The following is a 23256-nucleotide window of genomic DNA, read 5'->3' on the forward strand; positions in this document are numbered from 1 at the left end:
GCACGCTTATTCAAATGTAACGATTGAATTTCTCAATCTGCCCGACATCAGCGAACGACGTCATATCGAAAGCTGATTCCTGCAGTAGCTTCTGCTTTACTGCACTCCACGGCTCATGCTCGACGCTATCCTCAAGCTTGACTGCCAAGAGCCGGTCGAAGCCAAGGGACGACAGCATGATCCGTTGGCTATCAACGCTATGAAATGCCTCAGATAGCGTGTGACTGCCCTGAATTTTTTGTAATGACTTACCCACTGCACAATGGGCATACACCATGTGCATTTGATAGATAGAGAAGTGCCCCGCTCCGCTCAGAGGAATGTCCTTGAAACAAGTACTTGGCTTCGCCCACAGTTTGCGCGGAGATACACCACACACAATGCCCGACAGGGCATTGACTCGATCGATGCCCGGACTGACTTTGAAGCTCCCCACCACTTCGGAATAAAACCAGCTACTGAAACCGCACTGATAGGGTTGGCGATGAACACTCCCCCCCGAGGCGGTGCCTTGCACCATCTCACAATGCGCCAGATACGCATAAACCGGCCGAGTGAAGCACTCCAGTGACTTTCCGTGAACGTCTATAGCGCCTAGAACCGTATCACCGCCTACAAAAACTCCAGACTCGCCTACACTCAAGGAGTAAAGACCTCGCTCTATCTCATACGACCCTTTAAATCTTACTGATGCGTAATCACTCATTACTGACGCTCCGCGATCAAAATTGGCGCATCATCATAGCCATCACTTTATGGCATAAGTAATCGGGAAAGAATTCTCACCCCGTTTAAATAAGCTCCATGAGCAGAGGGCTGACTGCATTAAGATTGAAAGCATCAATGCACTGCACAACAGCAGGCATTAAAGAGTTCTTCACTGAATACTGGAAAAGTGTGGCTGCGATTGATTTCTCGCAGGGAAATAGGTGTAGACCACTAAGTCGCTGTCACAGCATCTTCAGCCAAGATGCTTCTTAACACTTAAAAAGGTTCTTCACGGAATCCCGGGAAAGACAGAAACAAGAACGGCGGCTTGATAGATGATGATTAACTGGGTTCGAGTGGATGAGGCCAACCGCCTGCGGCATGACAAACTTCCACGTAAGCTCATCAAGCGCGGCATCCTGAGCAGGGTGCGCTTGCCCATGCACACTGGACAGCTAGAAGGGATTAACAACCGGATCAAGGTAAAAAAAAGGGCGCCGACCAAGCGCCCCATAAGCCGTAAAGCACACAACAAATTCAGTTAGCGTCCAACAACGCCATCGCCTCGGCACTGCACGCCTCGATCCGTGCCCAGTCGCCGTTCTTGATCCAGCTGCTGTCGAGCATCCAGGTGCCACCCACGCACATCACATTGGGCAGCGCCATGTAGTTGCGCACATTGGCCGGGTTGACCCCGCCAGTCGGGCAGAAGCGAATGTCGCCAAACGGGCCGCCAAACGCCTTGATCGCCGCCACGCCACCGCTGATTTCCGCCGGGAACAACTTGAACCGGCGATAGCCCAAGGCGTAGCCCATCATTATTTCGGACGGCGTACTGATACCCGGCAGCAGCGGGATATCGCTTTGCACACCGGCTTCGAGGATGTCCTGGGTGATGCCCGGGGTGACCACGAACTGTGCGCCAGCCGCTTCGACTGCCGCGAACATGCTGCGATCGAGCACAGTACCGGCACCAATGCACAGCTCTGGGCGCTGCTCGCGCAGCACCTGAATGGCCTTCAGGCCGTGCTGGGAACGCAGGGTCACCTCAAGGGTACGAATGCCGCCCGCAGCCAAGGCGTCGGCCAGCGGCAGGATGTCTTCCTCACGGGCGATGGTGATCACCGGCAGGATGCGCGCCTTGTCGCAGATCGCGTCGATCCGGGCGGCTTTGTCGGCCATCGAGAGCAGAGTCTGTGGGCGTTCAAGGGTGGTCATGACAGTGGATCCTTGGCTCATGGGCACCAGTAGATGTCCAGGGGGTCGTGAAGAAAGGCGCGTATCGGCATTTCGGTAAGGTCTTGGCCAGCCAGCGCGGCGCGCAGGGTAGCGAGTTTGCCCTGGCCTTGCACGGACAGCGCGGTAAACGCGGCACTGGCCAGCAAGGCGCGGGTCATCGACAGGCGCTGGTGTGGCACGCTGGGCGCCAGCATCGGCAGGCAGCGACGGGAGCTGTTTGGGGCCAGGCCTTCGTCCAGGTTGGGGCTTTTCGGGAACAGCGAGGCGGTATGGCCATCGTCACCCATGCCCAGCACCAACACATCGATGGCGGGCAGGTCTGCCAGCGCCTGGTCGGCGTTGGCGGCGGCGCGTTCAAGATTTTCGGCCTGCTGATACAGGCCCATGAAGCGTGCTTTGGCGGCCGCGCCCTTGAGCAGGTGGCGGGCCAGCAGGCCGGCATTGCTGTCAGCATGTTCCACCGGCACCCACCGTTCATCCGCCAGGCTCACGGTGACCTTCGACCAGTCCAGCGCCTCGGCGGCCAAGCGCTCGAGAAACGGCACCGGGCTGCGCCCACCGGACAACACCACGCAGGCCTGGCCTTTGGCGGCAATTGCCGCCCGCAGGCGCTCGGCCACATCCCGGGCCAGCGTTGCGGCCAAGGTCTTGGCATCCGCCAGTTCGTGCGCCTTCACCGCCGCCGGCAGTTGCAGTTCAGATATCGCCATACCACGCCCTCCCATCTCGTGTGATCAGTGCAATCGAGCTCATCGGCCCCCAGGAGCCCGCCGCGTAAGGCTTGGGCGCATCACCTGCGCTTTGCCAGCCGGCGATCAACTGGTCGCACCATTTCCAGGCATATTCGATTTCATCCTTGCGCACGAACAGGTTCTGGTTGCCGCGCATCACCTCGAGCAACAGGCGTTCGTAGGCATCCGGAATCCGCGCGCTGCGCCAGGCATCGGAAAAATTCAGCTGCAACGGGCCGCTGCGCAGTTGCATGCCCTTGTCCAGGCCTTGCTCCTTGGTCATCACCCTTAAAGAAATACCTTCGTCCGGTTGCAGGCGGATGATCAGCTTGTTACCCACCTGCAAACGTTGTTCCGGGGCGAAGATGTAGTGCGGTGTTTCCTTGAAGTGGATGACGATCTGCGACAGCTTCTGCGGCATGCGCTTGCCGGTGCGCAGGTAGAACGGCACGCCCGACCAGCGCCAGTTGCGGATGTCGGCGCGCAGGGCAACGAACGTCTCGGTGTCGCTCTGCGCGTTGGCGTTGTCTTCTTCCAGGTAACCGGGCACCGGTTTGCCGTCGCTGTAACCGGCAATGTATTGGCCACGCACCACACGGGTGCTCAGCCCTTCGCCGGTGATCGGTGCCAGGGCCTTGAGCACCTTGACCTTCTCGTCGCGAATGCTGTCGGCTGAAAGTTCGCTGGGCGGGTCCATGGCGATCAGGCACAACAGCTGCAGCAGGTGGTTCTGGATCATGTCACGCAGCTGGCCGGCCTTGTCGAAATAGCCCCAGCGGCCTTCGATGCCGACCTTTTCGGCCACGGTGATCTCCACATGGGAGATCGAATTCTGGTTCCACTGGGTTTCGAACAGGCTGTTGGCAAAGCGCAGCGCGATCAGGTTCTGCACCGTCTCCTTGCCCAGGTAGTGGTCGATGCGGTACACCCGGTTCTCGGGGAAGAACCGTGCCACGGCATCGTTGACCCGGCGCGACGACTCCAGGTCGTGGCCGATCGGCTTTTCCAGCACCACCCGGGTACGGGAGGCCAGGCCGGCTCTGTCGAGGTTCTCGCAGATGGCGCCATAAACGGCTGCCGCCGTGGCGAAATAGGCAATCAAGGGCAGCTCGCCTGGCAATTGCTCAGCCAGCGCCTGGTAGCCCTCGGGCTGCAGAAAATCCAGGTGCTGGTAGCTCAGCCGGCCGAGGAAGCGGCCCAGTGTCGCGGGCTCGAGGTCGGCGTCGGGGACATGCCGGCGCAAATGCGCTTCGATGGTGTTCAGGTGTTCCTGCGCACTGCCGCTCTCGCGGGCCAGCGCCAACAGACGCGTGTCCGGGTGCAGCAGGTCGGCGCGGTCGAGCTGGTAGAGCGCAGGAAACAGCTTGCGCAATGCCAGGTCGCCCAGGGCGCCAAACAGGGCAAAGGTGCAAGGTTCGACACTGATCGCAGCCATGATGTTGGTTCTTTCCTAAAGTTGGTCTAGGAATACCGCTTTCACATACGGTTTTCAAGGGGTAATGTAGTAAAACTAACAACATTACCGACGAGTATTACAGACAAGTGGTGCGCCACACGCACCGACAGTACGATAGACGACCGTGCAAAAGGCCTGCTGCTCCGTCAGCCGGCTGTCTTCCCGACCCAAGGACACACCCATGGACCGCGTGCGAAACCTCCTGGAACAGATCCAGGGACGCCTCGACGAGCTGAACAAGGCCGAACGCAAAGTCGCCGAAGTCATCCTGCTCAACCCACAACAAGCCACCCGGTTCAGCATTGCTGCGCTGGCCCAGGCGGCCAAGGTCAGCGAACCGACCGTCAACCGCTTCTGCCGTTCGTTCGGCGTCAGCGGCTACCCCGAGCTCAAGCTGCAACTGGCGCAGAGCCTGGCCAGTGGCGCTGCCTATGTCAGCCGCGCGGTCGAGGCCGACGATGACCCTGCCGCCTACACCCAGAAGATTTTCGGCAGCGCCATCGCCTCGCTCGACAGTGCCTGCCAGCAACTCGACCCGCAGCAGGTCAGCCGCGCCGTGGACATGATGATCCAGGCCCGGCAGATCCACTTCTTCGGCCTGGGTGCCTCGGCCCCCGTGGCGCTGGACGCCCAGCACAAGTTCTTCCGCTTCAACCTGGCGGTGTCGGCCCACGCCGACGTGCTGATGCAACGCATGTTGGCCTCGGTGGCCCACACCGGCGACCTGTTCGTGATCATCTCCTACACCGGCCGCACCCGTGAGCTGGTCGAGGTGGCACGCGTGGCCCGCGAAAACGGCGCCTCGGTACTGGGCCTGACCGCTGCCGGCTCGCCGCTGGCCCAAGCCTGCAGCCTGAGCCTGCACATTCCGTTGCCAGAAGACACCGACATCTACATGCCGATGACCTCGCGGATCATCCAGCTGACCGTGCTCGACGTGCTGGCCACCGGCATGACCCTGCGCCGCGGCGTGGACTTCCAGCCGCACCTGCGCAAGATCAAGGAAAGCCTCAACGCCAGCCGCTACCCGATCGAGGACGACGAGCTCAACTGAGCCGGTGCGCCTGCAAACGCAAGTGGGCACGCTGCCCCGGGGCCAGGCTGAGGCCCTCGCCACTGCCACTGGCGGCTTCGACACAGACAAAGCCCAGGCACTCGCGACCGCTCACGCCCATCAGCGGGCGATTGCCCGGGTGCCAGACCACGGTATCGTCGCTGTCACCGGTATCGATGCACAGCTCCCGCTGCCAGGCCGGGTCCTGTAGCTGCACCCGCGGGGTACCCGGGTACACTTTCTGGCAGCCGCCCTTGAGCTTCAGCGCGCCATCTTCGCGGCAGGCCTGGCGGTTCAGGCGGTCGTAACCTTCGATGTCCTCGAGCCCAGACAGCGCTATCTCGGACACGTCACTGATACGCCAGTACGCCAGCAGCGCATGGCTCAGCTGGCAGGGCTCGCTGTCCTGGTGCTCGGTGCTCAGGCTCAGCTCCATACGGCTGCCCAGCCGCGCATGCAGGTCGACTTGCCAGTCGCACAGGTCCAGGCGCCACTTCAGCGTCACACCCTCTTCATCCTCGCGGCTGTCCACCAGCTTCCAGTCGAGCAGGCGCGCCCAGCCATGGGCCGGCCACAAGTCTTCGCTGGGGTGGCGGCCATACCAGGGCCAACACACCGGCACACCGCCACGAATGGCCCCCACTTGCGGCCACTGTTCGGCGCACCACAGCCAAGGCCGTTCGCCGGCCGGTTGAAAGTGCAGCAACTGCGCGCCCTGCCGGCTGAATACCGCCTGGCAACGGGGGTGGTCGATGATCAGCACATCGCGCTGCTGGTAACGCTCCCACTCGAACGTCGGCCGGGGCCGTTGCGAGGAAAAGAAGCGATGTAGCGGATGTTCGGGCATGGTTCAGAGCTCTTGTTGTTTGAGATAGCGCTGTCTCGGCCTATCCCCGACAACCACTGCAAGTCAGTGGATGCCGGGAGCCGAAAATGGATTGGCGTAAATTTACAACAAATGCCCTCAGAATGACGACTGAATCTTCAAGCCCGCGACCAGCGCGTTATCCACCTCATCCACCCCACCGGGGCTCTTGATGTACTGAAGGTTCGGGCGCACGGTCAGCCAGTTGGTGACGTGGAAGCCGTAATAGAGCTCGGCGTTGTACTCGGTGCGCTGCAGCGGCACGAAGCCTGGGTTGTCGTAGTCGTTGATGCCGCTCTGGCCATTGAGCAGCTCGGCGCGCTTCTTCACGTCGTCGTTGACGTGGATCCGCGCCACGCCAAAGCCGATGTCATCCTTGGGCCGAGCATCGAAGGCGCCCTTGTACACCAAGCCGACCTGCTGGTAGTTGTCGACCACGTTGGTGGCCTTGTCGTGCACGGTAAAGTTGGCGAACAGGCTGAGGCCACGGTTGACGTCACCGCCGTGGGCCGTGACCTGCTGCTGCGCCACCACCCACCAACCGTGCTTGCTCGAGTGCGACTTGAAAGCGGCGCCCGTCAGGGCTTGGGGGTTGCCATTGACGTCGTCGTACACGTCGTCGGCCTTGGCCGTGCTGTAGTAGTAACCCAGGCGGTATTCACCCGGTAGGCCATTGACCTTGGGCGACCACACCGCCTCCACCGGCAGGATCGCACCCTTGGTGCCACTGCCGCTGAGTTTGAAGCCATTGCCGGTTTCAAGGTTCGAGGGGTTTTGCTCGAAGGCGCCGACCTGGACGAAGAATTCCGGGGTGATGTTGTACTTGACCCGCAGCGCCCACTGGCTGACCGGCCAGTTGTACCAGATGCCCCCCACCCAGTTGCCCACCTGCGAGCCGCAGAACGCCAGGTTCTGGAAGTCGCAGGGGAAGCTGTTGAAGTCCTCGCCTTCGCCGAAGCGGCCGAACTTGACGTCCAGCGCCCCGTCGAAGTACTTCTGTTTGACCCACATCTGCGTCAGCCGCCAGGTCTGGCCGCGCCCCCACACTTCCTGCACCGAGCTGAACTGCCCAGCACGCGGGTCGCTGATGCGGTCGTTGGACAGGTTGCGGCCGCTGCGCTCGGTGATCGCCAATTTGAATTCGGCATCGTGCCAACCCAGGATCTTCTGCAAGTCCAAGTGCGCGCCAAGGGCAAACTGGTCGCTGTAGCGCGCCGTCTTGTCGTCGTTGTAGCCGCCGTTGAGGTTACCGGCCACTTCGCCGACGTAGTCGAGGGTGAAGTCGTAGCCTTTATCCAGCAGTTCGGTGCGGGTGCCGCCCCAGTCGCCGGTCATCCATTTTGACTCGCTGGAGAAAGCCTCGGCGGCCTGCGCCCCACTACTGCCCACCACGGCAAGCAAGGCCAATGAGCCCAAGGTCTTGATGCGATTGCGCTGTTCCATCCCTTTGCGTCCTCTTTTTTCTTATTGATGGTGTAGACGATTCAACGGCTCTTGAAGTGAGTCACGTTGTCTTTCACTGAAGCGTTGGCGGTGCTCACGTCCAGGCGCTCACCGCTGGCGGCATCGAACAGCAGCACCCGCGCCGGGTCGAACTGCAGGTTGAGGCTGTCGCCAACCCGGCACGCCACATCCGGGGCCAGGCGGCAGCAGACCTTGGTCTGGTTGAGGGTGACGAACACCAGCAGGTCAGGCCCGGTGGGCTCGGTCACCTGCACGTCGGCGCGAATGCCGGGCAGGCCGTTGCCCTCCCCCGTGCCCAGGGCGATCTGCTCGGGGCGGATGCCGAGGATGATCTCGCGCCCGTCCAATTCATCACTGGCCAGGCCCAAGGGCAGCTCACAGCGCGCTTGGCCGCTGTCGAGCAGCGCCAGCAGGCGCCCCTCTTGCCGGGCCAGACGAGCTGGGATGAAGTTCATCGGCGGCGAGCCGATGAAGCTGGCGACGAACTGGTTGGCCGGGTCGTTGTAGATCTGCTGCGGGGTGCCGAACTGCTGGATGATGCCGTCCTTCATCACTGCCACTTTGTCGCCCAGGGTCATGGCTTCGATCTGGTCGTGGGTGACATACACCGTGGTGGTTTTCAGGCGCTGGTGCATCAGTTTCATTTCGGTGCGCATCTCGACCCGCAGCTTGGCGTCGAGGTTGGAAAGCGGTTCGTCAAACAGGTAGATCTTCGGCCGCCGCGCCAGCGCCCGGCCCATGGCCACACGCTGCTGCTGGCCACCGGACAACTGCGCCGGCTTGCGCGCCAACAGGTGCTCGATCTGCAGCAGCTTGGCCACCCGCGCCACCTCTTCGTCGATGGCAGCCTGGGGCATCTTGCGAATCTTCAGGCCAAACTCGATGTTCTCGCGCACGCTCATGGTCGGGTACAGCGCGTAGGACTGGAACACCATGGCGATGTCCCGGTCCTTGGGGCTCATGCCGCTGACGTCCTGGTCATCGATGAGGATCGCGCCGCCGCTGATGTGCTCGAGGCCGGCGATGCAGTTCATCAAGGTCGACTTGCCACAGCCCGAAGGGCCGACCAGGATCAGGAACTCGCCGTCCTTGATCGACAGCTGGATGTCCTTGAGGGTGTCCGGCAGGCCGCTGCCGTAGGTCTTGTTCACATTGCGAAGTTCTAGCGTTGCCATGACTTACCCCTTGACGGCGCCAGCGGTGAGGCCGCGGACGAAATACTTGCCTGCCACCACGTAGACCAGCAGGGTTGGCAGGCCGGCGATCATCGCCGCCGCCATGTCGACGTTGTATTCCTTGGCCCCGGTGCTGGTGTTGACCAGGTTATTGAGGGCCACGGTGATCGGTTGCGAGTCGCCGCTGGAGAACACCACGCCGAACAGGAAGTCGTTCCAGATCTGGGTGAACTGCCAGATCAGGCAGACCATGATGATCGGTGTCGACATCGGCAGGATGATGCGGCGGAAAATGGTGAAGAACCCGGCACCGTCCAGGCGCGCGGCCTTGACCAGCGCATCGGGGATGCTCACGTAGAAGTTGCGGAAGAACAGCGTGGTGAAGGCCAGGCCGTAGACCACGTGCACCAGCACCAGGCCACCGGTGGTGCTGGCCAGGCCGAGCTTGCCGAGGGTGAACGAGGCTGGCAGCAGCACGGTCTGGAACGGCAGGAAGCAGCCGAACAACAGCAAACCGAAGAACAGCTGCGAACCGCGGAAGCGCCACATCGACAACACATAGCCATTCAGCGCGCCAATGGCCGTGGAGATCAGCACCGCCGGTACGGTGATCAAGATCGAGTTCCAGAAGTAACCACTGACGGTACCCCAGGCCTTGACCCAGCCAATGCCGCTGACCACCGTCGGCCAGCTCAGCAGGTTGCCGGTGCTGATGTCTTCCGGGGTTTTGAAGCTGGTCAGCAGCATCACCACCAGCGGTACCAGGTACAGCACCACGGCAAGCAGCAGTACCGCGTGGATGGCCAGGCGACCGAGGCTCAGCGCCGGTTTGTCAGCAGGGCTATGCATGGCGTTTGCTCCGCAGCTCCGAGTACAGGTAAGGCACGAGGATCGCCAGGATCGCCCCGAGCATGAGGATGGCGCTGGCCGAGCCCATGCCCATCTGGCCGCGGCTGAAGGTGAACGAATACATGAACATCGCCGGCAGGTCGGAGGAGTACCCCGGGCCACCGGCGGTCATCGCCGCCACCAGGTCGAAGCTCTTGATGGCGATGTGCGAGAGGATCATCAGCGCACTGAAAAACACCGGGCGCAGGCTTGGCAGCACCACGGTCCAGTAGATGCGCGGCAGGCTGGCGCCGTCCATCTGGGCGGCGCGGATGATCGACTGATCGACGCCACGCAGGCCGGCCAGGAACATCGCCATGATGAAGCCCGAGGCCTGCCATACCGCGGCGATCACCAGGCAGTACACCACCCGGTCAGGGTCGATTAGCCAGTCCAGGCGAAAACCTTCCCAGCCCCAGTCGCGCAGCAGTTTGTCCAGGCCCATGCCGGGGTTGAGCAGCCATTTCCAGGCGGTGCCGGTGACGATCATCGACAGGGCCATGGGGTACAGGTAAATAGTGCGGATGAAACCTTCGCGGCGGATGCGCTGGTCCAGCAGCACCGCCAGCAACACGCCGATGGCCAGGCTGATGGCGATGAACAGGCCGCCGAACAGCAGCAGGTTCTTGCTCGCCACCCACCAACGGTCGTTGTCGAACAGCCGCGCGTACTGCGCCAAACCCGCCCACTTGTAGGTGGGCAAGAACGTCGAGGTGGTGAACGACAGCACGAAGGTCCACAGGATGTAGCCGTAGAAGCCGACCAGGACGATGAACATGCTCGGTGCCAGTACCAGCTTGGGTAGCCAGCGCTGGAGAGCGTCCAGGGGTGAGGCCCGCAGTTGAGCGGTGGTTGTGGTCATGGTTGATCCCCATTTGGATAACGACGCGTACCCCTGTAGGAGCAGCCTTGTGCTGCGAAAAGGCCGGCGAAGTCACTGCAATCTTCAGCGCTGGCACTGGCCTCTTCGCAGCTCAAGGCTGCTCCTACAGATGAATTACTGGGCGGCCTTGATCGCCGCTGCCAGCTTCTTCGCCGCGTCGGCCGGATCGGCCTTGGGGTCGTTGATGTAGTTGGTCACCACATCGAAGAAGGCGCCCTGCACGGCCAGCGTGGTGGCCATGTTGTGCGCCATGCTCGGCTGCAAGCCGCCGGTCTTGGCGTCAGCCAGGAAGTCCTTGGCCGAGGTCTGGGCGCAGGCGTCGAAGCCGTACGTGCCCATGTCGGCGAGCATGTCGTTACGCACCGGGATCGAGCCTTTGTTGGTGCTGAACACCTTCTGGAAGTCCGTACCCAGCACCTTCCTGGCGATGTCCTGCTGGCCGGCCGCCGTGCCGGGGTCCTTCTGCTTGAACACCACCAGCGAGTCGATGTTGTACAGGAAGCCATTGCTCGTGCCGGGGAACGGCACGCATTGGTAGTCTTTGCCCGCGACCTTGTTGGCCAAGGTCCACTCGCTCTTGGCCCAGTCACCCATGATCTGCATGCCGGCCTTGCCGTTGATGACCTTGTTCGCCTCTAGGTTCCAGTCCTGGCCTTTGCCGTCAGGGTCCATGTAGGTGGCGATCTTCTTCAGCTCGGTCAACGCCTTGATCATGTCCGGGCCGGTCAGTGTGGCGTTGTCCAAGTCGACCATGGCCTTCTTGTAGCCTTCCACGCCCATCACCGAGAGCGCCACGCTTTCGAAGACAGTGCTGTCCTGCCACGGCTGGCCACCGTGGGCGAGCGGGATGAAGCCGGCCGCCTTGAGCTTGTCGGCGGCGGCATAGAATTCGTCGAGGGTCGCGGGCGCTTTTTCGATGCCCGCCTTTTTGAAGACCTCAGGGTTGATCCACAGCCAGTTGGTGCGGTGGATGTTGACCGGCACGGCGACGTAGTCGCCCTCGTACTTGACGACATTAGCGACTTTCTGGTCGAGCAGGCTGTCCCATTTTTCGTCCTTGGCCACGTCCTTCAGCACGTCGCTGTCGAGCAGGCCGGTCGCGGCCCAGTCCTGGATATCGGGGCCTTTGATCTGCGCGACACCTGGCGGGTTGCCGGCCACCGCGCGGCTTTTCAGCACGGTCATGGCCGTGGCACCGCCACCGCCGGCAACTGCACCGTCCTTCCAGGTAAAACCATCTTTCTCGACTTGCGCCTTGAGCACATCGACAGCGGCCTTTTCACCACCGGAGGTCCACCAGTGCACGACCTCGACATTGCCTTTGGCATCGGCAGCGAGGGCGCTGAGCGGGAACAGAGAAGCGAGGGAAATCGCGGCAGCGAGACGGAGCGTGGAATTCATCGAAGCACCTTTCTTGTTGTTATGCCGTGCAAGTCGGTCGCTTGCGTTGCATGCAGTCTAAGCGGCGTGGCCGACGCGCCAGGTAACGAAGCGATGCGCGAATGTCATCGTTTGGTGACATTCGCGGGGATACCCGCACACACGCTCACTCCAGCCCTCGCGGCAGATACAACGTGACCCGCAAACCACCCTCGCGCAGGTTGAGCAAGCTCACTTCACCGCCATGGCTATGGGCGATGTTGCGCGCAATCCCCAAGCCCAACCCGTACCCCTGCTGCTGCCCGGCCAGCCTGAAGTGCGGCTCGAACACCTGCTCCATCTGCTGCTGCGGCACCCCCGGCCCGTGGTCATCGACCTGCAGGACAAAGCCCTCGGCGCTGTCGATGACCCGCAACCGCGCGCGCTCGCCGTACTTGATGGCGTTGTCGATCAGGTTGCCGATGCAGCGGCGCAACGCCAGCGGCTTGCCCGGGTAGGGCGCCAGCGCTTGGCCCTCCACCGTGATGCGGCCATCGCCAAGGTAAGGTTCAGCCAGGATGTCCAGCACCTGGTTAAGGTCGACCGGCTCGATGTTCTCGTGGATATCGGTGTCTTTCACACACTGCAACGCGCCTTTGACCAACAACTCCAGCTCATCCAGGTCCTGGCTGAACTTGGCCTGCAGGCGCTCGTCTTCCAGCAGTTCGACGCGCAGGCGCAAGCGCGTGATGGGCGTGCGCAGGTCATGGGAAATAGCGCTGAACAGCTGGCTGCGTTCGGTCAGGTAGCGGCTGATACGCTCGCGCATGCTGTTGAAGGCCCGGCCGACTTCAACCACCTCGCTGCCCCCGCCTTCGGCCACGGGGGCCACATCGGCGCCCAGCGACAACTCCCGCGCAGCGCGCGCCAGGCGCTTGAGTGGCCAGCTTTGCCAGTGCACCAACAGGCCGATGAACAGCAACAGCAAGGCGGTGGTGAGCACGATGAAACCGATCTGCTGGCGGGGCAGGCGCTCGGCCTCAAGGCCGGTGTAGGGCTCAGGCAGCAGCGAGGCGATGTACAGCCACTCGCCCTCGCCCAGGCGGATCTGTGTCACCAGTACGGGTGGGTTGAGCGGCTCTAGGGTCAGCGAATAATGCGCCCAGGAACGTGGCAGCTCATCGAGTTTCAGGCCACTGTTGAAAATGCGCAGGTCATCGGGGGCGACGAACGCCACGCTGACTTCCATCTGCGGCCCCAAGCGTTCGTGCAGCACCTGCTGGAACACCTCGATCACCGCCTGCTTGCGTGGGGTGACGGGCAGCACCGGCATGTCCAGCGGCTTGTCGTTGAGCGACACGAAAAAGCGCGTGCCACCCATGCTGCGCAACTGGTCGAGCACCATCGGCCGGTAGGCCACGGGCAGCGAGCGGAAGTAGCTGACGCTGGCACTCATCGAATGGGCCAGGCTGCTGGCACTGGCGCGCAGGCCTTGCAGCTGGCTGGCACGCAATTGAGCGACCCAGATGACGCTGGACAAGCCTTGGGCCAGCAGCACCACCAGCAAGGTAAGCAGCAGCATGCGCCCCAGCAGCGAGCGAGGCAGCAGGCGCCAGCGCCGCTCAGGAAGCGCAGCAGACATGGGCAGCCAACAGGTAGCCACTGCCACGCACGGTGCGGATCAGCCGTGGTGGTTTTTCGGTGTCGCGCAGACGCTGGCGCAGGCGGCTGACCGCCATGTCGACGATACGGTCCAGCGGCATCGGTTCACGCCCCCGGGTGGCATTGCCGATGGTGTCGCGGTCGAGGATTTGCTGGGGGTGATCGAGAAACAGTTTCAGCAGGGCGAAATCGGCACCCGACAGGATCACCTCTTCGCCATCGCGGTGGAACAGGCGGTGGCTGACCGTGTCCAGGCGCCAGTCATCGAAGGCCAGCACGGCGCTGCTCGGCGCCGCCTGGCCGAACTCGGCACGGCGCAATAAGGCCTTGATCCGCGCCTGCAGTTCACGCGGGCTGAAAGGTTTGCCGAGGTAGTCGTCGGCGCCCAGCTCCAGGCCGATGACCCGGTCGGCTTCGTCAGAGCTGGCGGTGAGCATGATGATCGGCACCCGCGCTTGACGCGGGTGTTGACGCACCCAGCGGCACAGGCTGAAGCCATCTTCATCGGGCAGCATCACATCGAGAATGACCAGGTCGCAGGGCGTGCTTTCCAGGGCCTGACGAAAGCCCCGCCCGTCGGCCTCGGCGTGTACCTGGAAGCCGGAGCGGCTCAGGTAGGTTTGCAGCAGTTCGCGGATTTCCTGGTCGTCGTCGACCATCAGGATCGATTTTCCGGCAGTGCTCAAGATGGTCCGTCCTCTTGTTATGTGCAGGTCTTTTTGCCTGCTGTCGGGTATTGCCATTGGGGCTGCTTTGCAGCCCTTCGCAGCACAAGGCTGCTCCTACAGGAACCACGCCATCAATGATCCAGCGCCATCCTGTACCAAGGGCAGCAAAGCGCCCCATCAATGATCCAGCGCCATCCTGTAGGAGCAGCCTTGTGCTGCGAAGGGCCGCAAAGCGGCCCCATCAGTGATCCAGCGCCTGCTGTAAAGCCACCCCGGCCCCCAGCAGCCCCGAAAACTCCGCCGTCACCAACCACACCGGCACCCCGGCAAAATACCCACTCATGCAGCCCTTGTCGGCAAAGCTCGTGGCAAACCCACTGCGCAGGAACAGCTCGGCAAACCGAGGGATCACCCCCCCGACAATATAAACCCCACCGCGCGCGCCCAAGGTCAGCACATTGTTGCCCGCCACGCGGCCCAGGAAGCGGCAAAACTGCTCGACCACCGCCAACGCCCGCGGCTCACCGCCCAGGGCGGCATCGGTAATCTGCGCCGGGGTCTTGTGCCGCGGTATGTCGCCATCCAGCGCGCACAGGGCTTGATACAAGCGCACAAGGCCTCCGCCACTGAGCACGGTCTCGGCACTGACATGGCCAATCTGGCTGTGAATCTGTTGGTGGATCGCGGCCTCGCGGGCATTGCCCACCGGCAGGTCGACATGCCCACCTTCACCGGGTAGCGCCTGCCAGTGCTGCTCGCCAAGGCGCAGCAGGCTGCCGACACCCAGCCCGGTACCGGGCCCGATTACCAGCGCAGGCCGCAGCGGGTCGGCATGGCCAGGGCACACCTCGTGAAACTCGCCCGCTTGCAGGCGGGTCATGCCCAGCGCCATGGCCGAGAAGTCGTTGATCAGCATCAGCCGCTCGACCTGCAGCGTGCTGCAGAACGCACGGCGGCTCAGGCGCCAATGGTTGTTGGTGAAGCGAAACTCATCGCCATCGACCGGCCCGGCCACCGCCAGGCACACCGCCGACAGGCCACCCCGGGCAATGCCCTGATCCTTCAGGTAGGCCTCGATGGCCTGCTCAGGGCTTGTGTAGTCCGCGGTGGCGAATACCTTCACCTGGTACAGCTGGTTGTCACGCCACAACGCAAAACGGGCATTGGTGCCACCGATGTCGCCAACCAGCAAGTCCTTCATTTGAGGTTCTCCAAAGCCGAGGTAAAGGCGCTGGCGCCCTGCTCGGCCGGGCTGAACGCCATGCGCATGAAGCCGAACAGCTCGCGCCCGCAACCCAGGTCATTGCCTTGGGGGGCGGGTGGCAGGTCACGGCTGGCCAGTTCTTCGGCCGATACCTTCACCTGCAGCGTGCCGGCGACGCCATCGACCCGCACGATATCACCCTCGCGCACGCGCGCCAGCGGGCCGCCATCGTAAGCTTCGGGGCACACGTGGATGGCGGCCGGGATCTTGCCCGACGCGCCCGACATGCGCCCATCGGTCACCAGCGCCACTTTGTAGCCGCGGTCCTGCAGCACACCCAGGAACGGCGTCAGCTTGTGCAGCTCGGGCATGCCGTTGCAACGCGGCCCCTGGAAGCGCACCACAGCGACGAAGTCGCACTCAAGCTCACCGGCCTTGAAGGCATCGGCCAGCGACTGCTGGTCGTGGAAGATCCGCGCCGGGGCCTCCACCACCTGGTGTTCGGGGGCAACGGCGGAGACTTTCATCACACCACGCCCCAGGTTGCCTTCCATCACCCGCAGGCCGCCTTCGGCTGAGAACGGCCGCGCCACTGGGCGCAGAATGCTTTCGTCCAGGCTCTGCGTCGGCCCTTCGCGCCAGACCAGCTTGCCGTTGTCGAGGAACGGCTCTTGGGTATAACGGCGCAAGCCATGGCCTGCCACGGTGTTGACGTCTTCGTGCAGCAAGCCGGCATCGAGCAGCTCGCGAATCAGGAAAGCCATACCGCCGGCGGCCTGGAAGTGGTTGATGTCGGCCTTGCCATTGGGGTAGACGTGAGACAGCGTCGGCACCACTTCGGACAGGTCGGCCATGTCTTGCCAGGTCAACTGGATGCCTGCCGCCTGGGCGATCGCCGGCATGTGCAAGGTGTGGTTGGTGGAGCCGCCGGTGGCGTGCAAGGCGACGATCGAGTTGACCAGCGCCTTCTCGTCGACGATCTCGCCCAGCGGCATGAAGCTGCCGCTGGCCTTGGTCATACGCGTGACCTGCTGCGCTGCCTCGGCGGTGAGCGCGTCACGCAATGGCGTGTAAGGGTTGACGAACGAGGCGCCCGGCAGGTGCAGCCCCATCACTTCCATCACCAGCTGGTTGGTGTTGGCGGTGCCGTAGAAGGTACAGGTACCTGGGCTGTGGTACGAGTTCATCTCCGATTCCAGCAGTTCTTCGCGGCTGGCCTTGCCTTCGGCGTAGCGCTGGCGCACGTCGGCCTTCTGCTTGTTGGAGATGCCCGACAGCATCGGGCCACCTGGCACGAAAATGGTCGGCAAGTGCCCGAAGCGCAGCGCACCCATCATCAGGCCGGGGACGATCTTGTCGCAGATGCCGAGCATCAGCGCGGCATCGAACATGTTGTGCGACAGGGCAACAGCGGTGGACATGGCGATCACTTCACGGCTGGCAATGGCCAGCTCCATGCCCGGCTCGCCCTGGGTCACGCCATCGCACATGGCCGGTACCCCGCCGGCGAACTGGCCAACCGAGCCGACGTCGCGCAGGGCTTGTTTGATCTGTTCGGGGAAGTGCTGGTACGGCTGGTGGGCCGAGAGCATGTCGTTGTAGGCGGAGACGATGGCGACGTTGGCCGCGTTCATCAGGCGCAGGCTCTGCTTGTCCTGCGCGCCGCAACCGGCGACGCCGTGGGCGAAGTTGGCGCACTGCAAGCTGGCACGCATGGGTCCGTCACTGGCCGCGCCGCGAATCAGCTGCAGGTAGCGTTCACGGGTGGCACGGCTGCGTTCGACCAGCCGTTGGGTGACCTCAAGGATGCGCGGGTGCATGTACTGGACTCCAGGCTAACTGTAGGGGCGGCTTACCGGGCATTTCCCCTCCAAACGATTGCGACCTAGGCTCTAGGAAAGGGCCTGGAGGTCTCGCTGGGGTGGCCTGCCCGACCACTCGTTGTATGTTTAAACAAAATACTGCCACTAAAAAGGCTTGTTTTCTATCTGATAGTGAATAATCTTGTAATTCCAACAACAAAACCGTTTCAGTGAAGCCCCTTTGTGCCACAGGCCTCACTCGAACCGCCAGAGGTAATGCCATGACCCTTCGCATCGCCATCAATGGATTCGGCCGCATTGGGCGAAATGTCCTCCGCGCACTGTATACCCAAGGCTACCGCCAGGACCTGCAGGTCGTCGCCATCAACGACCTGGGCGACAGCGCCATGAACGCCCATCTGCTCAAGTACGACAGCGTGCACGGCACCTTCGACGCCAGCGTCGAAGCCGATCATGAAAGCCTGACGGTCAATGGCGACCGCATCGCAGTCAGTGCCATCCGCAACCCGGCCGAACTGCCCTGGAAGGCCGAAGCGATCGACGTGGTGTTCGAATGCACCGGGCTGTTCACCGAACGCGCCAAGGCCGCCGCACACCTGGCCGCCGGGGCTGGCAAAGTGATCGTCTCGGCGCCAGCCAAAGGTGCCGATGCCACCGTGGTGTACGGGGTCAACCACGACGTGCTGCGCGCTTCACACCAGATCATTTCCAATGCCTCCTGCACCACCAACTGCCTGGCGCCCATCGCCCAGGTGCTGCACCGCGAGTTCGGCATCGAGCAGGGCCTGATGACCACCATCCATGCCTACACCAACGACCAGGTACTCACCGACGTCTACCACAGCGACCCCTACCGGGCACGCTCGGCCACCCAGTCGATGATCCCGAGCAAGACCGGCGCCGCCGAAGCCGTGGGCCTGGTGCTGCCGGAGCTGGCCGGCAAGCTGACCGGCATGGCGGTGCGGGTACCGGTGATCAACGTGTCGCTGGTGGACCTCACCGTCAACCTCAAGCGCGAAGCCAGTGCCGACGAAGTCAACCAACTGTTCCTGGAGGCCAGCCGGCATTCCAGAGTATTGGGCTACAACGCATTGCCTTTGGTTTCCTGCGATTTCAACCACAACCCGTTATCGTCGATCTTCGATGCCAACCATACCCGGGCCAATGGGCGGATGCTCAAGGTGCTGGCCTGGTATGACAATGAATGGGGCTTCTCTAACCGGATGCTGGATAACTGCCTGGCGTTGTGCAGCGCCCAGTAACCCAGCGGCATACGTTTCCCTGTAGAAGCAGCCTTGTGCTGCGAAGAGGCCGGTACAGCCCAGCATTTTCGGTGCGTCTACCGGCCTCTTCGCAGCACAAGGCTGCTGCTACAAGGGGATGCGCTAGGTTGGGGTAACCACAATCTTTACCATTTCTAAACACTTCCAGACTTGACCTTTGGTACAGATGATAAGCATTATCATTAACCTTTCGTCGGCCAGGTCCCCCCGTGAGTCAGTCCCGGTTCAACTCCGTCTTCCTCGTCCAGCGCCTCACCCTGCTGCGCACCCTGCAACGCATGGTGGGCAACCCCAGCACGGCCGAGGACCTGCTGCAGGAAACCTACCTGCGGGTGTCCCGTGCCTTGAGTGAGCGGCCCATCGAGCATATCGAACCCTTCGTGTTCCAGACTGCGCGCAACCTGGCCCTCGACCACCTGCGCGCACGCCGGGTGCAGGCGCGCATGCTGGTCGACGACGTGCCCGACGAGGTGCTGCACAGCATTGCCGCCCCTGCCAGCAGCAGCGAAGACGCCGCCCACGCCGAGCAGTTGCTCGAGCACCTCAGCGTCAGCCTCAACCAACTCAGCGAGCGCCAGCAGCGCATCTTTATCCTCAGCCGCCTGCATGGCGCCACCTACCTGGAAATCGCCGAGCAATTGAACGTCTCGGCCAGCACGGTTCAGAAGGAACTGAAACTTATCATGGCGATCTGCATGGGCGTCGCCGACCGCCTCAAGTGAAACGACCACCGGCCCGCCAGGCAACGCAAAGCGCTTGCCACACCCCGCCTTAGCCTTGATCATTCGTGAATAACCCTTTCAAGGATTCACCGTGACCGACCACCCCGCCCCTCGCCCGACACCCGCCGGGCTCAATGCCCGTGCCCGTGCCAGGGACGAGGCGCTGGACTGGCTGGTACGCCTGCAATGCGCCGATGCACAGGACACCCAGGCCTTCGAAGCCTGGCTCAGCGCCGCACCGGAAAACGCCGAAGCCTACGTTGAAGCAGAAGCGCTGTGGAATGGCATGCCGCTGCACCAGGCTGCCGTGCAACTGCATCAGGGCCAGCGTCGGTCGTTGCGCGGGCGCCTGCGCAGCCACTGGAAGCCCTTGGCCACCGCGGCAGTGCTGCTGGTCGGCCTGTTCACCCTCGGCAACCTGCCCATGCGCCTGCAGGCCGACCACCTGACCGTGGTCGGTGAGCGCCAGCGCCTGCAGCTGGACGACGGCGCAAAAGTGCTGCTCAACACCAATTCGGCGTTTGCCAGCGACCTGCGCGAAGGGCGTCAGGTGGCCCGTCTGCTCCAGGGCGAGGCCTACTTCCAGGTCCCTGAGGGCGGGCAAGTGCCGCTCGAAGTCCAGGCCGGCCCTTTGCGCGCCCAGGTGCGTGATACCGACTTTGCCGTGCGTTACCTGGACGGCGAAGCCCAGGTGCGGGTACAGCGCGGTGACGTTGACCTGCAGGCCGCCAGTGACCAGCGCATCCGCCTCAGTGCCGGCGACAGCATCAGCGTCGGCCCTCAGGGCTTTGGCCAGCGACAGCGCGCAGACATGCAAAAGGACCTGGCCTGGGTCGATGGCCGCCTGGTGTTCGAGAACTGCCCGTTGAGCCAGGTGCTGGCCGAGGTCAGGCGCTACTACCCCGGCTGGATCATCAACCGTAACGCCGGCCTCGAAGACGTCGCGGTGACCGGCAACTATCGCCTCGACCAACCGTTGGAAACCCTGCGTGCCTTGGCCCACATCACCTCTGCCCGGTTGCATGAATACCCCGCGGTGGTCATCCTCAACTGAGTGACCGCTGCCTCCCTTGCCTGCGCGATAAATTATTTTTACGCGATCGCGCTGCCCCGCCCGTCTCGTTATAGCCAATGCAACTGATTCTTGTTTGAAAACAAGAACGGTCATCACCTATAACAGTTCGCGCGTCTGGGAGCGCTTTCGATGTCCACAGGTCCAACTCGCCCGTCCACTCTTTCCCGCCGTACAGGGCAATTGTCCCTGCTGAGCCTGGCCCTGCTCGCCTGCGGCGCCTGCAGCCTGCCGGCCCTGGCCGCCGAACCTGCTCAGGCCAGCAGCCCGCGCATGGGCGACTATCGCTTCAGCATCGGCCAGCAGCCGCTGGTCTCGGCCATCAATGCCTTCAGCCAGGTGACCGGCTGGCAAGTCGGTTTCAGTGCCGAGTTGGCCGATAACGTGGCCTCGCCAGGGGTGCAAGGCGCGCTGCCACCGGAAGCTGCGCTCAAGCGCCTGCTCAAGGGCACGGGCCTAGGCTATCGCAAGATCAGTAACGGCAATGTGGTGCTCGAACGCCAGACCACGGGCAATGTCATCGCCCTGCAGCAGGTGACCGTCAGCGCCACCCGCAGCGCCCAGGACGTCAGCCAGGTGCCGAGCACCGTCAGCGTGCAGACCCGCGAGCAACTGGACCGGCAAAACGTCAACAACATTCAGGACCTGGTGCGTTACGAGCCGGGGGTTTCGGTGGCGGGTACCGGCCAACGCAGCGGCTTGAACGGTTACAACATCCGCGGCATCGACGGTGAGCGGATCCTCACCCAGATCGACGGCGTGTCGATCCCCGACAGCTTCTTCTACGGCCCTTACGCCCAGACCCAGCGCAACTATGTCGACCCCGAAATCGTCAAGCGCGTGGAGATCCTGCGCGGCCCGGCGTCGGTGCTGTACGGCAGCAACGCCATCGGCGGTGCGGTGAGCTACTTCACCCTCGACCCAGACGACATCATCAAACCCGGCAAGGACGTCGGCGCCCGCTTGAAGACCGGTTACAGCTCGGCCGACGAAAGCTGGCTGACCTCCGCCACCGTTGCCGGCCGCCAGGGCGACGTCGATGGCTTGCTGCACCTGAGCCAGCGCAACGGCCACGAGACCGAATCGTACGGTGGCCACAGCGGTGACGGCCTGGCCCGCACCGAAGCCAACCCGCAGGACGCGCGCACCACCAACGTGCTGGCCAAACTGGGCTGGAACTACGCCGACGACGCACGCCTGGGGTTCACCTACGAGCGTTACAAGGATGACCGCGACCAGAATATTCTCAGTGCGGTGGGTGGGCCGTTCATCGGTGGTACCACCGCGATGGGCTTCTACAAGGCGCGTAACGGCAACGACACCATTACCCGCGAGCGCTTCGGCATCAATCATGAATTTGGCTTGGACTCGCTGGTTGCCGACCACATGAAGTGGAGCCTGAACTACCAAATCGCCAAGACCGACCAGCACACCGAGGAAGTCTACGCACCACCTGGCCGTCAGGTTCTGCGCACCCGCGACACCACCTACAAAGACCGCCAGTGGGTGTTCGATGCCCAGCTGGACAAGGCCTTCAGCATCGGTGCTACCGACCATTTGCTGACCTATGGCACCACCCTCAAGCACGAGAAGGTCACCGGTTCACGCAGTGGCACCGGCACCTGCCTGGCGGTTGGCTCAGGTTGCAGCGCCGCCGGTGCAGACCGCCCGGCAGACGGCCAGGCCCTGGTCAGCGACTTCCCGGACCCGACCGTGAACACCTACAGCCTGTTCGTCCAGGACGAAATCCGCTGGAACAACTGGACCTTCCTGCCCGGCGCCCGCTACGACTACACGCACATGGAGCCCAAGTTCACCGACGCCTTCCTGCGTGGCCTGGAGTCTACCGGCACGGCGCCTACCTCCCAGGACGACTCGGACAAGAAGTGGCACCGCGTCTCGCCCAAATTCGGCCTGACCTACGCCTTCAACGATAACTACACCTGGTACGGCCAGTACGCCGAAGGCTTCCGCACCCCGACCGCCAAGTCCATGTACGGCCGCTTCCAGAACCTAGAACAAGGCTATCGCGTAGAGGGCAACCCGGGGCTTGAGCCTGAGAAGAGCAAAAGCTACGAAACCGGCCTGCGCGGCAACTTCGACGCCGGCAACTTCGATGTGGCGGTGTACTACAACAAGTACCGCGACTTCATCGACGAAGACGCCGTGCAAAGCGCCAACCTGGAGCAAACCTTCCAGGCCAACAACATCAAGCACGCCACCATCAAGGGCGCCGAGGTCAAGGGCCGCCTGAACCTGGATCACTTCGGTGCGCCGCAAGGCCTGTACACCCAGGGCTCGATTGCCTACACCTACGGCCGCAACGATGACACCGGCCAGCCATTGAACACCGTCAACCCGCTGAAGGGCGTGTTCGGCCTGGGTTACGAGCAGCAGAACTACGGCGGCCTGTTGAGCTGGACGCTGGTCAAGCGCAAGACCCGCGTGGACGACACCCACTTCTACGCGCCCGACGGTTCGAGCAGCAAGTTCCGCACCCCGGGCTATGGCGTACTGGACCTGACCGGCTTCTACAAGGTGACTGACGACGTCACCATCAACGCCGGCCTGTACAACCTTGCCGACAAGAAGTACTGGCAGTGGGATTCGGTGCGCAGCTACGACGGCCAGGGTGAAGCGGCTGTGACCCAGCCGGCCAACATGGACCGCCTGACCATGCCGGGGCGTAACTTTGGCATCAATGTGGTGTGGGATATCTGATCGCTTGGGTAGGCCTTGATTGTTGCAGTGCTTGAGATCGAGCGCCGCTTGCGCGGCGCTTCGCAGCACAAGGCTGCTCCTACATTTTTTCGGGACAATTACTCCTGAGGTAAGGGCGCACGCAAACAGGTGTAGGAGCAGCCTTGTGCTGCGAAACGCCGCGCGAGCGGCGCTCGATCCCAAAGGCGCTACAACTCTCAAGGCCTACACCCGAAAACCCCAGTTTTTTTACTGTCCCGCCCCCGCTATTTCGTCTTGTCTCTAGACGCCCCCTTTTTC

19 protein-coding genes are annotated in these 23256 nt (G+C 62.7%); 5 read left to right on the forward strand and 14 right to left on the reverse strand.

Going from position 1 to position 23256, the window contains the following annotated elements; translation table 11 throughout:
* Nucleotides 1-10: 10 nt before the first annotated feature.
* The 4 genes from AC5PZ0_RS16340 to zwf all read right to left on the reverse strand — a co-directional run bounded on the left by AC5PZ0_RS16340 (nucleotide 11) and on the right by zwf (nucleotide 4113).
* Entirely contained in the window at nucleotides 11-706 is a 696-nt protein-coding gene (locus tag AC5PZ0_RS16340; protein ID WP_493855340.1) for a monalysin family beta-barrel pore-forming toxin, read from the reverse strand.
* Nucleotides 707-1245: 539 nt separating this feature from the next.
* Nucleotides 1246-1926: a bifunctional 4-hydroxy-2-oxoglutarate aldolase/2-dehydro-3-deoxy-phosphogluconate aldolase gene (locus tag AC5PZ0_RS16345; protein WP_027595673.1), complete on the reverse strand. Its 681-nt coding sequence runs from the start codon at nucleotides 1924-1926 to the stop codon at nucleotides 1246-1248.
* A gap of 17 nt (nucleotides 1927-1943) precedes the next feature.
* A complete protein-coding gene (pgl, locus tag AC5PZ0_RS16350) occupies nucleotides 1944-2657 on the reverse strand; it encodes a 6-phosphogluconolactonase (RefSeq protein WP_493855341.1) in 714 nt (237 codons plus the stop codon).
* A complete protein-coding gene (gene zwf, locus AC5PZ0_RS16355) occupies nucleotides 2644-4113 on the reverse strand; it encodes a glucose-6-phosphate dehydrogenase (protein WP_027595671.1) in 1470 nt (489 codons plus the stop codon). Before zwf ends, pgl begins: the two co-directional genes overlap by 14 nt.
* Nucleotides 4114-4324: 211 nt before the next feature.
* On the opposite strand from zwf, the gene hexR reads away from it, so the two are divergent.
* Complete coding sequence (gene hexR, locus AC5PZ0_RS16360; protein WP_172960401.1) at nucleotides 4325-5188, forward strand: DNA-binding transcriptional regulator HexR; 864 nt, start codon at nucleotides 4325-4327, stop codon at nucleotides 5186-5188.
* Here hexR and AC5PZ0_RS16365 read toward each other — a convergent pair.
* The 10 genes from AC5PZ0_RS16365 to edd all read right to left on the reverse strand — a co-directional run bounded on the left by AC5PZ0_RS16365 (nucleotide 5181) and on the right by edd (nucleotide 17176).
* Complete coding sequence (locus AC5PZ0_RS16365; protein ID WP_027595669.1) at nucleotides 5181-6035, reverse strand: D-hexose-6-phosphate mutarotase; 855 nt, start codon at nucleotides 6033-6035, stop codon at nucleotides 5181-5183. The genes hexR and AC5PZ0_RS16365 overlap by 8 nt on opposite strands.
* 117 nt (nucleotides 6036-6152) lie before the next feature.
* Nucleotides 6153-7496: a carbohydrate porin gene (locus tag AC5PZ0_RS16370; protein ID WP_275749379.1), complete on the reverse strand. Its 1344-nt coding sequence runs from the start codon at nucleotides 7494-7496 to the stop codon at nucleotides 6153-6155.
* A gap of 41 nt (nucleotides 7497-7537) precedes the next feature.
* Nucleotides 7538-8692 (reverse strand): ABC transporter ATP-binding protein, encoded by a 1155-nt coding sequence (locus tag AC5PZ0_RS16375; protein ID WP_186675708.1) that lies wholly within the window; start codon nucleotides 8690-8692, stop codon nucleotides 7538-7540.
* A 3-nt stretch (nucleotides 8693-8695) separates the two neighbouring features.
* Nucleotides 8696-9541: a carbohydrate ABC transporter permease gene (locus AC5PZ0_RS16380; protein ID WP_099428424.1), complete on the reverse strand. Its 846-nt coding sequence runs from the start codon at nucleotides 9539-9541 to the stop codon at nucleotides 8696-8698.
* Nucleotides 9534-10442, reverse strand: a complete 909-nt coding sequence (locus AC5PZ0_RS16385; RefSeq protein ID WP_027595665.1) for a carbohydrate ABC transporter permease — start codon at nucleotides 10440-10442, stop codon at nucleotides 9534-9536. The genes AC5PZ0_RS16380 and AC5PZ0_RS16385 overlap by 8 nt, the downstream gene beginning before the upstream one ends.
* 135 nt (nucleotides 10443-10577) lie before the next feature.
* The gene (locus tag AC5PZ0_RS16390) at nucleotides 10578-11864 is read right to left on the reverse strand and encodes an ABC transporter substrate-binding protein (RefSeq protein WP_493855342.1); all 1287 of its coding nucleotides are present in this window, start codon (nucleotides 11862-11864) and stop codon (nucleotides 10578-10580) included.
* Between the two features lie 145 nt (nucleotides 11865-12009).
* Complete coding sequence (locus AC5PZ0_RS16395; protein WP_027595663.1) at nucleotides 12010-13464, reverse strand: ATP-binding protein; 1455 nt, start codon at nucleotides 13462-13464, stop codon at nucleotides 12010-12012.
* Nucleotides 13445-14170, reverse strand: coding sequence for a two-component system response regulator GltR (gltR, locus tag AC5PZ0_RS16400; RefSeq protein WP_258703671.1), 726 nt, complete (start codon nucleotides 14168-14170; stop codon nucleotides 13445-13447). Before gltR ends, AC5PZ0_RS16395 begins: the two co-directional genes overlap by 20 nt.
* Before the next feature lie 223 nt (nucleotides 14171-14393).
* The gene (locus AC5PZ0_RS16405) at nucleotides 14394-15353 is read right to left on the reverse strand and encodes a glucokinase (protein WP_265970119.1); all 960 of its coding nucleotides are present in this window, start codon (nucleotides 15351-15353) and stop codon (nucleotides 14394-14396) included.
* Nucleotides 15350-17176, reverse strand: a complete 1827-nt coding sequence (gene edd / locus AC5PZ0_RS16410; protein ID WP_099428419.1) for a phosphogluconate dehydratase — start codon at nucleotides 17174-17176, stop codon at nucleotides 15350-15352. Before edd ends, AC5PZ0_RS16405 begins: the two co-directional genes overlap by 4 nt.
* 263 nt (nucleotides 17177-17439) lie before the next feature.
* Between edd and gap the strand changes: the two genes are divergently transcribed.
* The 4 genes from gap (at nucleotide 17440) to AC5PZ0_RS16430 (ending at nucleotide 22977) form a co-directional block, all read left to right on the forward strand.
* Nucleotides 17440-18441 carry a type I glyceraldehyde-3-phosphate dehydrogenase gene (gene gap / locus AC5PZ0_RS16415; RefSeq protein WP_027595659.1) on the forward strand — a complete coding sequence of 334 codons (1002 nt, stop codon included), beginning with the start codon at nucleotides 17440-17442 and terminating at the stop codon, nucleotides 18439-18441.
* A 230-nt stretch (nucleotides 18442-18671) separates the two neighbouring features.
* Nucleotides 18672-19184, forward strand: coding sequence for an RNA polymerase sigma factor (locus tag AC5PZ0_RS16420; RefSeq protein WP_027595658.1), 513 nt, complete (start codon nucleotides 18672-18674; stop codon nucleotides 19182-19184).
* 91 nt (nucleotides 19185-19275) lie between these two features.
* Nucleotides 19276-20238 carry a FecR family protein gene (locus tag AC5PZ0_RS16425; protein ID WP_099453039.1) on the forward strand — a complete coding sequence of 321 codons (963 nt, stop codon included), beginning with the start codon at nucleotides 19276-19278 and terminating at the stop codon, nucleotides 20236-20238.
* 150 nt (nucleotides 20239-20388) lie between these two features.
* Nucleotides 20389-22977: a TonB-dependent receptor gene (locus AC5PZ0_RS16430; RefSeq protein WP_493855343.1), complete on the forward strand. Its 2589-nt coding sequence runs from the start codon at nucleotides 20389-20391 to the stop codon at nucleotides 22975-22977.
* Nucleotides 22978-23256: the final 279 nt, after the last annotated feature.

It is taken from the genome of Pseudomonas sp. 5.2, assembly GCF_059025405.1.